The sequence below is a fragment of the Flavobacterium sp. GT3P67 genome (assembly GCF_004349155.1).
Taxonomy (GTDB): domain Bacteria; phylum Bacteroidota; class Bacteroidia; order Flavobacteriales; family Flavobacteriaceae; genus Flavobacterium; species Flavobacterium ranwuense.
The window spans coordinates 129,999-146,831 of sequence record NZ_SMLF01000005.1 but is presented as its reverse complement, the minus strand read 5'-3'; the positions used below and the strand labels follow the sequence as shown (position 1 = coordinate 146,831).

The following is a 16,833-nucleotide window of genomic DNA, read 5'->3' as shown; positions in this document are numbered from 1 at the left end:
TAATTCCGACATCGCATTCAAACTAATTCAACAAATGAATAATAATCAAAACCCGGTTAGCGCATTATTAGCCGAATATAAAAAAGCAATTATAGAATTGCAGCACATAATTTATGATATTTCACAGGAGGACTTAACATTTACAGTTGATAATGCAACTAAAAATCCGGATTGCAAATCCATTCAAACGTTACTTTCACATATGGTGAGTCAGGATATTCCTATTGTATTTACATTCAGAATTTTAAAGATATAAATAGCATCCGTCCCGAAAAAGTAAATCGGAGTTCTATTGTTGACTATATAAATGATTTAGATAACGTTCTCAAATTCACACAGCAAACATTTGCAATTATTGAGGATGATGCACTTGAAGAACGTGATGCTTCAAAGAAAATTAGGACTACTTGGGGACAACTTTACGACATCGAACAATTAATGGAACATGCAATAGTTCATATTTTACGCCACAGAAGACAAATTGAAAAATTTAAAACCATACTAAAACAACTGCACTAAACCGCAAACAACTGAGCAGTAGTTTTTTTTATGATATAAAATAATATATTTACTCCAATTAGCATTAAAAAGATCAAGACGATTATTCAAAACCAAAAAATACGAACAATATGAAGTGGACAGCCTCTTTTTTTCTTATCCTAATTATCAATATGGTAGGTTACAGCCAGAAGATTGATGAATCTGCAGTTATAAAAAACCTACTTGAAAAAGAGTCCGCAACATGGAGAGCTGCCGATAGTAAAGGTCATACAGAGTGTTGGCACATTCAACCGTACAGCCGAATATTAATTTCGACTGCAGATGGAATGACGCTTGATATTCCGCCAACTGCAATGATTAACACAAATCCTAGTGCCATGGGAAATGGCGGTTTTTCCGTAAATACAAATTATAAAATGAGTATTAATGGGAACAGTGCCTGGGTAAGCCATGACGAAGAATCTACGGCTAAGGATGGCAAAAAAACGTTTTCCTATGAAATTCGATTATTAGAAAAAATAAAAGGACAATGGAAATTAGTGGGACAATCCATCCACTTGTATAATCCAAAATAATCTTCAAAACTTCATCTGCAAGGAATTATCACTATGTTTAGTAACCACTAAATAAAATCCCTATGTTTAGATATTTCAAAAAAAATAAATTTCGATCCAAAAAAAGACTAATCTCCACTGAGTCCCAACTTGCATTACCCCAAACGAAATAAAATCACAAACAACTGTTTATTAAATACTTAAAATAAAAAATATTAAAAAAAAGTATTCTTTTTGTACCAATAAAATAATTATTTGTTTAAATTTACAGTATTGGTTTAAACAGGCTGGAACACCTACTACCTCTTCTTTTAAACTTGATATGTAAATTTCAAACCTACTTCTGAATTACAAAATTTACTATCCTATAAACTAAAAAATCCGCCCCAGTAATTTTCTATTGTTTCTTATCCAGCATACCAATAATGGTCTGTTTCTATTACAAAAACATACGAAATGGGGAAGTACAAATATATTTTGTTTTTTGACCAAATTGGTATTGATGCCATTGGTAAAGTTGGTGGCAAAAACGCCTCTCTAGGTGAAATGTACAATCAGCTTAATCCAATAGGGATCAGTATCCCTAATGGATTTGCAGTTACTGCTGAAGGATATCGCCTTTTCAGGAAAATGAATAATCTGGAGAACCCCTTGAAGGATTTATTATTTTCATTAGATACAAAACACTATTCTAATCTTTCTTCTATTGGAGAAAAAGCCAGAAACCTTATTTTGTCTGCTGCAATTCCGGACGAAATTCGGAATGAAATTTACGCTGCCTATCAATCGCTTAGTGAACAATGCAACAGCAATAATCTTGATGTGGCCGTGCGAAGCAGTGCTACATCTGAGGATTTACCAACTGCGAGTTTTGCAGGTCAAATGCAATCGTTTCTGAATATTAACGGTGCCGTGCAATTATTGGATGCCGTTCATCGCTGTTTTGTATCCTTGTTTACCGATCGAGCCATCAAATACCGCCATGATATGGGTTTTGCTGCATTAGATATTGCGATTTCCGTTGGTGTACAACAAATGGTACGAAGCGATAAAGCTTCGTCTGGCGTGGCATTTACCATTGATCCAGACAGCGGTTTCGAAAACACCATCATCATTAATGGTTGTTGGGGTTTGGGAGAAAATATTGTTCAGGGAACGGTGACGCCTGATGAATGGATGGTTTTTAAACCAACTTTAGAAAATCGAGATTTGAATCCCATTCTAAAAAAACAGTGCGGAAGAAAAGAATTCACGATGATTTATGCTGAAAAATCAGAAAGTTCATCCGCGGAAAATACCATTATGAACACCGATACTTCTTTCGAAAAACAAAACCAGTTTTCGCTAAGTACTAAAGAAGTCATCCAACTGTCCCAATGGTGTTCTAAAATTGAAAAACATTATAAAAAACCAATGGATATCGAATGGGCAAAAGACGGTTTGAATAACCAACTTTACATTGTTCAGGCACGTCCGGAAACTGTACATGGGAAAAGAAATAAGCAAGTCAGGGAAATTTATAAACTCACCGAAAAAGGAAAACTGCTAACCCAAGGAATTGCACTCGGCGATAAAATTGCTTCCGGAAAAGCCCGAATTCTAAACAATTCTCAAGAAGGAAATCAATTATTGGAAGGAGAAATTTTGGTTACTGACTTGACCAATCCCGATTGGGATCCTATCATGAAAAGAGCCTCGGCAATTATTACCAATAAAGGCGGACGCACCAGCCATGCTGCAATTGTAGCCCGTGAACTGGGAATTGTTGCCATAGTGGGTTGCGGAAATGCCACTTCCGTAATAAAAAATGGTCAGGAAATCACCGTTTCCTGTGCCGAAGGTACTTCTGGAAATGTATATGACGGGCAATTAAAATGGGATATAAAAGAACAGGATTTCAGCAAACTTGAAATGCCAAAAACAGCTCCCATGCTTATTCTCGCCGATCCCGAAAGAGCGTTTGAATTAAGCCATTATCCCAATCAAGGCGTTGGTTTGATGCGAATGGAATTTGCCATTTCGAATACTATTAAAATTCATCCGCTGGCGTTGTGCGAACCTGAAAAAATAACAGATGAGAAGATTGTTGCCGAAATAGCCGCATTAACGAAAGGTTATGAAGATCTTAAAAATTATTTCATTGATAAACTGGCCGAAGCTGTAGCAATTGTTGCCGCCGCTTTTTATCCAAAAGAGGTTATTGTTCGAATGAGTGATTTTAAAAGTAACGAATATGCCAACCTCATCGGAGGAAAATATTACGAGCCCGATGAGGAAAACCCAATGATTGGTTTCCGTGGTGCTTCGCGTTATTACAGTGATTTCTATCGAAAAGGTTTCGCTTTAGAATGCGAAGCCATGAAAAAAGTACGGAATGAAATGGGACTGGAGAATGTAAAACTGATGATTCCTTTTTGCAGAACAGTCGATGAAGGTGAAAATGTGCTTACCGAAATGTCCAAAAATGGATTAGTTCAAGGCATCAACGGATTACAGGTATATGTCATGATTGAGATTCCAAGCAATGTATTAATGGCCGATGAATTTGCAAAACTCTTTGACGGATTTTCTATTGGTTCCAATGATTTAACACAACTCACATTAGGCTTGGATCGCGATTCCGCACTGGTCAGTTATTTGTTTAGCGAAGAAAATCCTGCCGTTAAATCTTTAATTAAAGAAACGATTCGGGTCGCCAAACGTTTTGAAATAAAAGTGGGATTATGCGGACAAGCACCTAGCGATCTTCCACAATTTGCCAAATTTTTAGTGAACGAAGGCATTGATAGCATCTCGTTTAATCCAGATGCATTGATAAAAGGAATTGAAAATATTTTGGAAGCGGAAAAGAAAACAAAAAGAAAAATTCTCATGTAAAGCGATTTAATTATGGAAGTACCATTCAAAAATAAAGTAGCCATCGTGACGGGTGGTTCATCCGGAATTGGCAAATCAACCGTCTTGGCTTTCACTAAAAAGGGAGCTATTGCAAACTGTGCTTCTGTAGCCGGACATGTAATGGCAGTTGATGGGGAATTTGTCACACAATAATTTTTGAGTTTAAATGTCTCTTAAAAATGTATATGATGTATACTTACGAAGTAAATCTAAAATGGTCAGACAAAAGGAAAGGGATGCTAAGTTCCCCCGTTTTACCTCAAAATATTGAAGTAGCGACACCTCCTGAGTTTCCGAAAGGGATGGAAAAAATTTGGTCGCCAGAGCATTTATTTGTGGCAGCGGTAAACAGTTGTCTGTTAACTACTTTTCTATCGATTGCCGAGAATTCAAGACTACAGTTTATAAGCTTTGAGAGTAAATCGACTTGTAATATTGATAAAATCAATGGAAAACATACCATAACCGAAATCATTCTTCAACCAAAACTCGTTATCCATTATTCCCAAAAACCGGAGCGGGCTAAACATATTTTGGAGATGAGTGAAAAAGCCTGTTTGATTACAAATGCCATAAAAATATCCATTCGTTTAGAGCCTGAAATAATTATTGAGTATAATCTTGTTCCGCTTGGCAATTCCTTCTAGAATAATATTCGAAATGTATTCCCAAAACCCGAAGCAGTAAAATTTTGCAACGATTACTAAAAGCCTTAAAACTCGAATTGCTGGAAGGATATCGCTCAACATTAGAACAAAACTAAAAATAACGAATCAAAAATTGATTCAAAAAAAGATAATTATGGATGCCAAAAAAGGCCTTTTACTTTTGTATCAAATGCTGCTCATTCGACGGTTTGAAGAGAAAGCAGCCGAGCTATACACTAAAGCCAAAATCAGGGGATTCCTGCATTTATATATTGGTGAAGAAGCAACAGCCGTAGGTGTAATGCATGCATTAACCGATGATGACAATGTATTTAGTACCTATCGGGAACATGGCCATGCTTTGGCACGCGGTATTGATCCTGATATAATCATGGCAGAAATGTATGGTAAACTGGAAGGCTGTAGCCGAGGTAGAGGTAGCTCAATGCACCTTTTTGATGCCTCAAAAAAATTTTACGGAGGCAATGCTGTAGTGAGTGGCAATCTTCCAATAGCCGTTGGAATGGCATTGGCATCTAAAAAACAAAAGAAAAATAATATTACCTGTTGTTTCTTTAGTGAAGATGACGTTTCCAAATGTGAATTTCATGAAGCTCTGAATCTGGCAGCACTTTGGAAAGTTCCAATTTTATTTATTTGTGAAAACAATCTGTATGCTATGGGTAACTCAGTCCGGTATTCGCATACTGTAACAAATTTAGAAAAAAAAGGGATTGTGTCTTCTACCGTAGATGGTATGAATTTAATAAAAGTAATGCATGATGCCAATACGGCTGTCGAAAAAGTAAGAAGCAGTGGAAAACCCTATCTATTGATTTGCAATACCTATCGTTTTAGGGCATACTCCATGTTTGATACCGAATTATACCGTGCTAAAAAAGAAGTCGAGGAATGGAAAAGACGAGATCCGATTCCGCAATTCGAGCAGTTTCTTTTGCAACAGCAATGGATTACAGAAAATGAAATTACAGCTTTTGAAAGTAAAATAAAAACAAAAATCCAGAAGGCATTAGATTTTGCAGAAGAAGGAGCTCGGGAACCATTAGAACAATTGACCAAATTTGTTTACACCAAAATTTAAATTATAAATATTAAAATCAAAAACACTATGAAAAACTTTACACTAAACTCTTTAAAAGAAAACAGTATGGAAGACATACATTTTTGCCAAAGTTGCGGTATGCCACTTAATGCGGACAAACTAAAAGGTACAGAAAATAACGGTATTAAAAGCAATGACTATTGCAAGTATTGTTATGTTAACAGCGATTTTAAAAATCCGGAAATGAACCTGGATGACATGAAAAATGTTGTAAAAACATATATGGAAAAAAGAAAACTTCCCAGTTATATGATTCAAAAAGCCGTAAATATTTTACCCGCATTAAAACGTTGGAAAAGCAAGCAACAATAATTGATTCATCCCATGAAAAACAGCATGGCTACACTATCTATAACCTATCGTGAGGCCTTGAAACAAGGTCTTCACGAAGCATTGCAAAATGACAAACGCGTCTTTTTGATGGGCGAAGATGTGGGTCGTTATGGAGGAGCTTTTGCGGTAAGCAAAGGATTATTACAGGAATTTGGAGAAGAACGCATTATGGATGTCCCCCTTTTAGAAACGGGTTTTGTGGGAGCCGGAATTGGAGCAGCAATGGCCGGTATGAAACCTATTATTGAAATAATGACAGTCAATTTCAGTCTATTGGCTATCGATCAAATCGTAAACAATGCGGCTACCTTACAGCACATGTCAGGTGGACAATTGAATGTTCCTATAATTATACGAATGGGAAGCGGTATTGGACGTCAGTTGGGAGCACAACATTCGCATAGTTGGGAACCCTTTTATGCACACATTCCAGGACTAATTGTTTTGTCAGTGGGAACACATGAGGATGCGAGAAGTATGCTACATGCTGCCTTGCAAAGTCCTGATCCTGTGCTACTGTTTGAATATACGATGATGCTTAATATCGAAAAAGAGATAGCGACTGATTTACCAATTGCTTCTCTCTCTAAAGCCAAAGTATTAAAAGAGGGAAAGGACATTTCGATAATCACTTACGGAACAGGAGTGTATAAAAGCTTGGAGGCTGCTGCCGAATTAGCTACCGTTGGAATTGATGCTGAAGTCATTGATTTACGGGTTTTACGGCCATTGGATGAGTTCACTTTCTTGGCTTCAATAGCCAAAACGCATCGGGTATTGATAGTAGAAGATGCTTGGCGTTCCGTAAGTATTTCCTCGGAAGTGAGCGCACGGATTATGGAAAACGGATTTTATGATTTGGCTGCTCCAGTACAACGATTGTGCGGTATTGAAGTCCCTATTCCCTACCCTGCACATTTGGAAGAAGCTGCCATCCCTCAAAAAAATGATATTATAAATGCAGTAAAAAAAATGATCTATCGGAACTAATTTTTTAAGTAGAATTGCCGATTTAAGACGAAACTAAAATATTCATTTTTCTCTTAATCGCACTGATTAAAAAGAGTTTAGTTCCATTAAATTAAAGATAAGAATTCAAATTCCTGAAACAGGTTTACAAAAAAATCACTACCTTAACAGGTATTTTTTTAGAAATGAAAAACAACAAAAAATGAAAGTATTAGTCTATAGTATATTTGGTTTTGATAAAGCTTTCCTGGAAAAAGCAGCACACGGTAATCACGAATTAGTTTTTACGGAGCAGCCTTTGAACGAAAGTACCGCAAACCTTGCTAAAGGATTTGATGCGATTTCGCTTTTTACTTCAGACGATGCTTCAGAAACTGTATTGCAAAAACTATATACTTGTGGCGTCAAATATATTGCCCTGCGCTCCGTAGGTTACGATCATGTTGATTTGGCCAGAGCAAAATCATTAGCCATGAAAGTGGCAAATGTTCCTGCTTATTCGCCTTATGCCATTGCTGAACTAGCCGTAGCTTTGTTATTGGCATTAAACCGAAAACTGGTTTTAGGTCAGACACTAATGCAAATTGGCGATTATCGCCTAGATCATTTAGTGGGTTTTGATTTGCATGGAAAAACAATAGGCATCGTAGGAACTGGAAAAATAGGCGCTGCTTTTGCAAAAATTATGCATGGTTTTGGTTGTAAAATTTTAGCCTTTGATATTGAGGAGAACAAGGAACTTATGGATAAAATTCCTATTACTTATGTTTCACTTGAGGATTTATGCGCCACTGCTGATGTGATATCTGTTCATTATCCGCTCAATGGGACAACAAACCATCTGTTTAACAAAAGTACTTTTGCACTAATGAAAAAGGGGGTGATTTTTATTAATACTGCGCGTGGAGGAATAGTAAACACCAAAGATTTATTAGAAGCTATAGAAAATAAAACTATTGGCGCTACCGGCTTAGATGTTTACGAAAAAGAGAAACCTATATTTTTTCAAGATCATACTGATTCTCCAATAAATGACAACTTGTTTTTAAAACTTCGTTCCCATCCTAATGTAATGATTACCGGACATCAAGGTTTTTTGACAAACGAGGCTTTAGAGGGAATTGCACATACTACGATTGCTAATTTGAATGCCTGGGCCTATAATGGTATTTCCGGAAATGAAGTGAACTGATAGGGTTTTGGATTCATTTATAAATGAATAGATTTTTTATTATTTGTCTATTTTTTTTTAATCATACTGCGGTTAGTAGTATTAAAAACTCAAAAGATGAAAGGATCCTTTAAACTCGGAAAAGTCGCTGGTATCGGAATATTTATTCACTGGACATTCACTTTGCTTATTCTGTTTATCATTTTTATGAACTACAAATCAGGTCAGAATGCCACTCAAATAATATGGTCTGTTGTGTTTATCTTGTGCATATTCATTACTGTTTTATTACACGAACTGGGTCATGCATTAGCAGCAAAAAATTATAACATAAAAACCAAAGACATCACCCTTTTGCCCATTGGCGGATTGGCTCGACTGGAACGAATACCTGAAAAACCTTTGGAAGAATTAATAGTTGCTTTTGCGGGACCTTTAGTAAATATCACATTGGCCTTTATCACGGGAATTTTCATTACCATTCCTGATACTTCGCAGCACTTAATGGCGGAGTTATCTAATGGAGTAAACGCGAATAATTTCTTTCTCAATTTTTTTTTAGTCAATTTCTGGTTGGCAATTTTCAATTTAATTCCTGCTTTTCCTATGGATGGCGGCAGAATTTTACGTGCTTTATTATCGTTTAAATTACAAAGACATGTTGCCACAAGAATTTCGGCACGGATAGGACAACTATTGGCAATGGGATTTATCATTTTTGGATTTTTCACTTCCCCTATTCTAATTTTTATAGGTATTTTTGTTATTATTGGAGCTCAGGTAGAAGCGGATTATACCGAGTCTAAATTCCTCTTGAAAGGCTTCAAAGTCCATACTGTTATAATGAAACAGTATCTAACGATTGATGCAAATGATATCGTAAAAACCGCCGTTGAATTGGTATTAGACAGTCAAAACAAGAATTTTTTGATCACTGAAAATGGTATTCCGGTTGGAACGTTGAATCGAGACCAAATTATTATGGCACTTTCTAAAAAAGGAGACGATGAATTTATTTATAATGTCATGGATCGAAATTTGGTTTACCTCGATAGTGATTCCCTTTTGGAAAACGTTTTTGAGCTGATCCAACTCAATAAATCAAGATTAATGCTCGTTATGGAGAATAATAAAGTAGTTGGTGTTTTGGATGTTGAAAATCTTATGGAACTCCTTTTAATTAACGAAGTAAAAATAAATAAAGCCCATGATAGAAAGTAAAAATAGTCTTATGCCTCCAAAAAATCTAGAGCTTGTTTATAGTGGCGAAGATTATTTTTCTCGATTAGAAGCTATTATTCGTAATTCACAATTTGAAATCCACATGCAAATGTATCTTTTTGAAAACGATGCAACTGGAAATAGAATTATAGAGGCATTAATAGAAGCTGCTTCGCGAAAAGTTCAGATTTATATCCTTTTGGATGGGTTGGGATCTTTATCATTCCCTTCTGAAACAATAAAAAAAATGAGGCAAAGTGGCATAAACATTCGTTTTTTTGCACCTTTATTTTCAACCTATACCTTTTATATTGGCAGAAGATTACATCGAAAAGTTGTTGTTGCTGACGCAAAATTTGTGCTAATTGGCGGTATAAATATTGCCGATAAATACTGTGGTTGCTCTACCGAAGCGCCTTGGCTTGACTATGCTGTTCAATTAAACGGTGAAATAGCCGAACCTCTTCGAAAATTGTGTGCCGATATTTATTTTAAAAAAAGACATCTGCGAAACAAAAAAATTAAATCTTCATTTCCTGTCCAGGAAGATGCCATGGTTCGCATACTTCAGAATGACTGGTTAAAGGGGAAAAATGAAATTTGTGATGCCTATATAAAATCCATTCGAAATGCGAAAACAGAAATAATTATTGTGGGAAGTTATTTTCTTCCTGGGATTCGAATCATTCGAGCCTTGAAAAAAGCATCCAAAAATAAGGTGAAAATTAAATTAGTTCTTTCCGGAAAATCAGATCTACCGTTGACAAGGCGCGCCACTTGTTTCCTCTATGGCAAGCTACTTAAATATAATATTGAATTGTACGAATGGGACCAATCCATTTTACATGGAAAAGTAGCCGTAATAGATGGCAATTGGGCTACAATAGGTTCTTTTAATCTGAATAATTTAAGTTCGTACGGAAGCCTTGAAATGAATGTTGAAATAAATTCTGCTTTGTTTTCTAAAATGTTTCAAACGCACCTCCTCGGAATTATTGCTCAATGCCAAAACATAACGCTTAACTCGCTAAAAACAAAGGACAATCTATTGACGAAAACCATCAACTTTCTTTCGTATTGTATGACCCGAATAATAGAAATAATTGTCACCTACACTCCCTATAAACGATTCAATAATTGATTTTATAAAATAGTAATTACAGCTTTTGTTCCAAAAAATGAAAAGTATTCTGTTCCAAAAAACAAATTATTATTGAAAAAATTATCACTATTAGTACTGTTAATAAAATATTTTTAATTAACTTTATATGTATTTTTTAATCATTTAAAACACTATAAGCAAGTACTTTATAAATTTACAAGCAATGGAACCACACCGAATAAAAACTAAAAAAAAAGAGGATTGGATTCAAAAAGATTTGGAGAGTAAAACTCCCAAATTAAGCAGTAAAATAGTGTTTATTCCCAGTCAGGATGAATTATTTTTCTAGTTCATTTCTCAAAGAAATTTGTTAGCCCAGGTTAACATCGGAGCCGTGAGTCACTGCTCTGTAATTGAATGTTCTTTCAAGCACCAGGTTTAAAAGATTCTCCGCAGAGCTCCAAACTTTTAAACCGGTATTCTTAATCGGGGTTAGGGACAAAATAGTCCCTACTCCATTAACGATTTAAACGCTATGGATTTTGCACAATACAAAGAAACATTTACAGACAAATCCCATAAAATAGGCTATTCCCTTCCTAATATTCAACGTTGTCTGGATTATGCCGAAGTTTTATTTTCACATGACGTACCGATTATTTACAATCCAACCCATTTATCGCTTTTGGTGGGATACAAAAAAGAATACTTAAAAAAAGCGGCTGTTTATCCCCGCTATTTTTATCGTGATTTTGAGATTGCAAAAAAAAATGGCACAAAACGACTTATTTCTGAGCCTCTCCCCAGTTTGAAAGAAATTCAGATCTGGATTTTGAGAAATATTCTCAATAAAGTTCCCATCAGCCCTTTTGCGAAAGCATACAAAACCAATGTAAGCCTTATTGAAAACCTGAAATTCCATAAAAATCAACCTAAAGTATTTACGTTGGACTTAGAAAATTTTTTCCAATCTATTACTATTAAATTAGTTGAAAAAGAGTTTCATCAATTGGGCTATTCAAAAATGGTATCGAGACTGCTTTCAAAATTGTGCACCCGAGACAAAACTTTGCCACAAGGCGCACCCACGAGTCCATATCTTTCGAATTTGATTTTAAAAGATGCCGATGCCCAGATTGCCGCCTACTGCAAACTGCATAAAATAAGATACACCCGTTATGCTGACGACATGAGCTTTTCCGGTGATTTTGACGAAAACAAGCTACTTCATAAAGTAATTGAAATTGTTGAAAAATTAAATCTTCGCATCAATAAAAACAAGACTAAACTCATGACGTCCAATACCCGTCAAACCGTCACAGGGATTGTGGTCAATGAAAAACCGCAGGTGGTATTCCACAAACGCAATGATTTGAGACAGGTCATGTATTATATCAAGAAATTTGGTTTCGAGGAACACCGCGAATACAAAGAAATCAACCAGAAAAATTATCTCGAACATTTGTTGGGGAAAATCAATTTTGTGTTGCAAATAAATCCAAAAGACATCGAATTTTTAGAGTACAAATCTATATTGAAAGACCTAAAAAAGAAACAGGATTTAAAAGCTATGGAGGACGAATTATTACCAATATAATAATCGAAAAACATTCCTGAAAAAAAAACCTCTATAAAAACTCTTTTCAGAGTTTTTATTACTTTTATAACTAACTGAAATAAAGCTATTTATTACTATTTTAATACCTGAAAATTAATTAAATTTGATAGATAAAAATGTCTAAAAATCACAATCATTTGTGCGATCTCTTTTATACATATTGATATTGATAAAAGCGAGACTACGACCTTTGAACGTATTTATAATATACCAAATAATTAAAAAAAGTAATACCTCATGAAAAAAATAACAACAATAATCGCAACACTATTTTTCTCTACTTTTCTATTGGCACAAACAACTTGGAAAGTAGATCCAATGCATTCAAAATTAGCTTTTAGCACTGGGCATATGGGTATCTCCGATATTTCTGGATTGTTCAAAACATTTGAGGCAACCGCTACAACTAGCAAAGCTGATTTTAGTAATGCCACATTTGAACTCTCAACTGATCTGGCCTCTATCGATACCGAAGTGGAAATGCGGGATAATCATTTAAGAAGTGCCGATTTCTTTGACGTGGAAAAATACCCTAAAATGACTTTTAAAAGTATCTCCATAAAAAAAATAGGGAAAGAAAAAGGCAAATACAAACTTATGGGGACGCTCACACTGCACGGAATAACAAAGCCGATAACCCTTAATATGTGGTATCGAGGATCTGCAGAAAACCCACAATCTAAAACAATCTCAGCCGGTTTTCAATTTAGCGGAATTTTAAAGCGTTCTGATTTTAATATAGGAACAAAATTTCCTGCACCAATGATTAGTGATGAAGTCAAAATTAAAGCAGATTGTGAGTTCATTAAACAATAAATAGCTTGGGTTAAAGTATTAATACAGACCAAAATTTATATAAAAAACAATCCAGATGGCATTTATAGACTATTACAAGATTCTTGAAGTGGATAAAAAGGCAACTGAAACCGAGATTAAAAAGGCGTATCGCAAACTGGCCAGAAAATACCATCCTGACTTAAACCCCAACAATAAGGAAGCCGAAAGAAAATTCAAAGAAATCAATGAGGCCAATGAAGTATTGAGCCATGCCGAGAATCGTAAAAAATATGATGACTACGGTGAGAACTGGCAACATGCAGAGGAATTTGAGAAATCTAAACAACAACAGCAGTATCATAGAGGTGGTCAACAAGATGGTTTTGGTGGGTTCAGTGGCGGCGGTGGAGATTTTTCAGATTTTTTTGAATCTATGTTCGGTGGTAGCTCATCAGCAGGCGGAGGTCGTCGTAGGGCACCGTTTAAAGGGCAGGATTTTAATGCCGAGCTGCATCTGGACCTAAAAGACGTATACACAACACACAAACGCACCTTGACTATTAACGGTAAAAACATTCGTATTACCATTCCTGCCGGAGTAGAAAATGGTCAGCAAATAAAAATCAGCGGACTTGGTGGTGAAGGCGCTGGCGGTGGCCCGAAAGGAGATTTGTACATCACTTTCACTATTGAAAACCATACTAACTTCAAGTTAGACAAACACAACCTCTATTCCACTGTTATCTTAGATTTATTTACCGCGCTATTGGGTGGCGATATCACCGCAGATACTTTTGACGGAAAAGTAAAACTAACCGTAAAGCCCGGAACCCAAAATGGAACAAAAGTAAAACTGAAAGGAAAAGGATTTCCAGTGTATAAAAAGGAAGGGGAATTTGGTGATTTCTACATTACCTATCACATACAAATACCCACAAATCTTTCCGAAAAAGAAAAAGAATTATTTACGGAACTCGCTAAGTTAAGAACGTCATGAACATCGAAAACCTCATCGCTATACCTGCATTATGTACCCATTACAAAGTGGAATTCTCTTTTTTTAACAACCTCAGTGAAATGGGTTTACTCGAAATAAAAACTATCGAAGCAATGCAATATATCCATCCGGATGCAATCTTTGAAATAGAGAAAATGATACGCATCCATCAAGAATTACAGGTAAATACGGAAGGAATTGATGTGGTGTTTAATTTGCTCCAAAAAATAGAAGATTTGCAAAATGAGCTGATTTCCACTAAGAATAGATTGCGCTTATACGAAAGTTGAGATTTGATAATCCCAATATTCTTTTACTACCTATAAAAAGTAAAAAATATGAACTGGCACTTAATCCCTCTTTCGGAAATAGCTCAATTGCTAAATACTACTCCATCCGGAATTGATGATGTAACGGCGTCAGAACGCTTGCGCGAACATGGGAAAAATCAAATTGAAGATAAAAAAAAGAAGACAATACTACAGATGCTTCTATGTCAGCTCTCTGATTTCATGATTCTCATCCTTATTGCAGCAGCAATTATCTCCGGTATATTAGGTGATGTTACCGATACGATTATTATTCTTGCTATCATTATTATTAATGCCGTTGTTGGTTTTATCCAAGAGTATCGGGCTGAAAAAGCGATGGAAGCATTAAAAAATATGGTGGCAAACTATGCCCGTATTTTACGTGAAGGAACAGCAATGGATATTCCTGCTTCCAATCTCGTCCCTGGAGATGTAGTGGTACTCGAAGCGGGAAATGTTATTCCTGCCGATATCCGCTTTTTTGAAACCCATCAAATAAAAGTAGATGAATCAGCGCTTACGGGTGAATCGAATAATGTAGAGAAAAATCCAGAGGAACTTCCTGAAGGAAATTATGCGCTTGGCGACCAAACCAATATGGGATACAAAGGAACTTATGTTACCAATGGACGAGCGCTGGCTTATGTGGTAGCAACAGGAATGCATACTGAACTTGGACACATCGCAAAAATGATCCAAACCGATGAAACCACAACGCCCTTACAAAAAAGATTAGCTGCTTTTGGCAAACGGTTATCGGTAGTTATACTTATTATCTGTGCTATCATTTTTTTTATTGGATGGTTGCGAGGAGAAACAGTTTTGACAATGCTGATTACGTCTATTTCACTTGCTGTTGCCGCCATTCCTGAGGCTTTACCTGCATTAGTAACCATTGCACTTGCTTTTGGCGCCAAAAAATTAGCTAAAAATAATGCCCTCATCCGAAAATTACCGGCTGTGGAGACTTTGGGTTCCGTGACTTTCATCTGTTCTGATAAAACTGGAACTCTTACGCTGAATAAAATGACGGTGCAGGAATTTTTTGAAACTTCGGATACAAAGTATGAGACTATTTTTAGAGAAAAAAACATATTGCTGCACGCTATCGCTTTAAATAATGATGTTACAAAAGAGGAAAATGAAAAATGGCTGGGAGATTCAACTGAAGTCGCCTTGGTACAATATGCATCCGATAAAAACTTAAACCGGACTGATTTAGAAGTAACATTTCCCCGAATTGCAGAATTGCCTTTCGATTCTAAAAGAAAGTGCATGACTACAATTCACCAAACCCAAAATTCTAATGGTGAAATTATGGTAATTACAAAAGGGGCTGTTGATGTATTGTTTCACAAACTGAATGAGAATCAAAAATCGCTTATTCCTGAATTTGAACGTAAAGTCAACGAAATGGCTGAAAAAGGATATCGGGTTTTAGGTTACGCCATGAAAACGCTTCCTTCCTTACCCGAAAATCTGGACACCGATGAAATAGAAACCGAATTAACCCTTATTGGGTTTGTAGGGATGATTGATCCACCTCGTGAGGAGGCAAAACAGGCGGTTTCTGAATGCATAGAAGCCGGTATTACTCCTGTTATGATTACTGGTGACCACAAACTAACTGCCAAGGCAATTGCCGAAAAACTGGGTATTATTGTCACGGATGACGACCTTGTTTTAACAGGGTCAGAACTGACTGTATTAACACAAAGTGAGTTTATAAAAATTGTCGAAAAAGTAAAAGTGTATGCACGTGTAAATCCGGAACAGAAACTAAGAATCATTACTGCATTACAATCCAAAAATCATTTTGTGGCAATGACTGGCGATGGTGTGAATGATGCTCCGGCTCTAAAAAATGCTGACATAGGTATTGCCATGGGAATCAACGGAACCGAAGTATCCAAAGAAGCCTCGCACATGATTTTATTAGATGATAACTTTGCCACCATTATTATTGCTGTTAAACATGGTAGAAAAATATTTGATAACATCCTAAAATTTATTAAATACATAATGACAGGAAACTCTGGAGAAATATGGGCAATTTTTTTAGCTCCGTTCTTTGGTTTACCTATTCCGCTATTAGCCATACACATTCTCTGGATTAATCTGGTAACGGATGGTTTACCAGGATTAGCACTAGCCTCAGAGCCATCTGAAACAAATATTATGAAACGACCACCCAGAAATCCGAAGAAAAATATTTTTTCAAATGGAATGGCTTTACACATTTTATGGGTCGGATTTTTAATGGGTATCGTTACTATTGGGATGCAGGCTTATGCAATACATAATGCCAATACACATTGGCAAACGATGGCTTTTACGGTACTTTGTTTTAGTCAGTTGGGACACGTAATGGTCATTCGGTCCAGTCGGGAATCCATTTTTAAAATAGGCTTTTTTTCTAACAAACCTATGCTTGTCGCCTTATTGATAACTATTGTCCTTCAATTTATGGTTATTTATATGCCTTTCTTTAACGAAATTTTTAAAACTCAACCCTTATCTTTATATGAATTGGGGCTAACATTGGCGGTATCAAGTATTGTATTTTGGTCTGGTGAAGCCGAAAAATGGATTAAAAACAGGAACAAATAGA

The 16,833-nt window shown here is 35.9% G+C and carries 16 protein-coding genes; all 16 read left to right on the top strand.

All coding sequences use genetic code 11. The features are described from left to right. Positions 1–171 precede the first annotated feature (171 nt). The 16 genes from E0H99_RS10095 to E0H99_RS10020 all read left to right on the top strand — a co-directional run bounded on the left by E0H99_RS10095 (position 172) and on the right by E0H99_RS10020 (position 16,832). The gene (locus E0H99_RS10095) at positions 172–519 is read left to right on the top strand and encodes a hypothetical protein (RefSeq protein WP_205728684.1); all 348 of its coding nucleotides are present in this window, start codon (positions 172–174) and stop codon (positions 517–519) included. Between the two features lie 110 nt (positions 520–629). Further along, the gene (locus tag E0H99_RS10090; protein ID WP_131994709.1) at positions 630–1,076 is read left to right on the top strand and encodes an endo-arabinase; all 447 of its coding nucleotides are present in this window, start codon (positions 630–632) and stop codon (positions 1,074–1,076) included. Positions 1,077–1,511: 435 nt separating this feature from the next. Beyond that, positions 1,512–3,932, top strand: coding sequence for a phosphoenolpyruvate synthase (gene ppsA / locus E0H99_RS10085; RefSeq protein WP_131994706.1), 2,421 nt, complete (start codon positions 1,512–1,514; stop codon positions 3,930–3,932). Between the two features lie 12 nt (positions 3,933–3,944). After that, positions 3,945–4,106, top strand: coding sequence for a hypothetical protein (locus E0H99_RS17305; protein WP_205728683.1), 162 nt, complete (start codon positions 3,945–3,947; stop codon positions 4,104–4,106). Positions 4,107–4,138: 32 nt separating this feature from the next. After that, positions 4,139–4,600 (top strand): OsmC family protein, encoded by a 462-nt coding sequence (locus tag E0H99_RS10075; RefSeq protein ID WP_240723474.1) that lies wholly within the window; start codon positions 4,139–4,141, stop codon positions 4,598–4,600. A 154-nt stretch (positions 4,601–4,754) separates the two neighbouring features. Continuing rightward, positions 4,755–5,702, top strand: coding sequence for a pyruvate dehydrogenase (acetyl-transferring) E1 component subunit alpha (gene pdhA, locus E0H99_RS10070; RefSeq protein WP_131994700.1), 948 nt, complete (start codon positions 4,755–4,757; stop codon positions 5,700–5,702). 27 nt (positions 5,703–5,729) lie between these two features. Then, positions 5,730–6,035 carry a zinc ribbon domain-containing protein gene (locus E0H99_RS10065; protein WP_205728682.1) on the top strand — a complete coding sequence of 102 codons (306 nt, stop codon included), beginning with the start codon at positions 5,730–5,732 and terminating at the stop codon, positions 6,033–6,035. A 12-nt stretch (positions 6,036–6,047) separates the two neighbouring features. Further along, on the top strand, positions 6,048–7,046 hold the full coding sequence (locus tag E0H99_RS10060; protein ID WP_240723473.1) for an alpha-ketoacid dehydrogenase subunit beta: 999 nt from the start codon (positions 6,048–6,050) through the stop codon (positions 7,044–7,046). 181 nt (positions 7,047–7,227) lie between these two features. Then, the gene (locus tag E0H99_RS10055; protein ID WP_131994697.1) at positions 7,228–8,217 is read left to right on the top strand and encodes a 2-hydroxyacid dehydrogenase; all 990 of its coding nucleotides are present in this window, start codon (positions 7,228–7,230) and stop codon (positions 8,215–8,217) included. Between the two features lie 96 nt (positions 8,218–8,313). Further along, on the top strand, positions 8,314–9,417 hold the full coding sequence (locus E0H99_RS10050) for a site-2 protease family protein (RefSeq protein WP_131994694.1): 1,104 nt from the start codon (positions 8,314–8,316) through the stop codon (positions 9,415–9,417). Then, a complete protein-coding gene (locus E0H99_RS10045; RefSeq protein WP_131994691.1) occupies positions 9,404–10,558 on the top strand; it encodes a phospholipase D-like domain-containing protein in 1,155 nt (384 codons plus the stop codon). The genes E0H99_RS10050 and E0H99_RS10045 overlap by 14 nt, the downstream gene beginning before the upstream one ends. Before the next feature lie 496 nt (positions 10,559–11,054). Further along, a complete protein-coding gene (locus E0H99_RS10040; protein WP_131994688.1) occupies positions 11,055–12,116 on the top strand; it encodes a reverse transcriptase domain-containing protein in 1,062 nt (353 codons plus the stop codon). A 258-nt stretch (positions 12,117–12,374) separates the two neighbouring features. Continuing rightward, complete coding sequence (locus E0H99_RS10035; RefSeq protein ID WP_131994685.1) at positions 12,375–12,953, top strand: YceI family protein; 579 nt, start codon at positions 12,375–12,377, stop codon at positions 12,951–12,953. A gap of 55 nt (positions 12,954–13,008) precedes the next feature. Further along, positions 13,009–13,911 (top strand): DnaJ C-terminal domain-containing protein, encoded by a 903-nt coding sequence (locus tag E0H99_RS10030; protein ID WP_131994682.1) that lies wholly within the window; start codon positions 13,009–13,011, stop codon positions 13,909–13,911. Further along, complete coding sequence (locus E0H99_RS10025) at positions 13,908–14,201, top strand: chaperone modulator CbpM (RefSeq protein WP_131994679.1); 294 nt, start codon at positions 13,908–13,910, stop codon at positions 14,199–14,201. Before E0H99_RS10030 ends, E0H99_RS10025 begins: the two co-directional genes overlap by 4 nt. Positions 14,202–14,249: 48 nt before the next feature. Further along, positions 14,250–16,832 (top strand): cation-translocating P-type ATPase, encoded by a 2,583-nt coding sequence (locus E0H99_RS10020; RefSeq protein ID WP_131994676.1) that lies wholly within the window; start codon positions 14,250–14,252, stop codon positions 16,830–16,832. Position 16,833 lies beyond the last annotated feature (1 nt).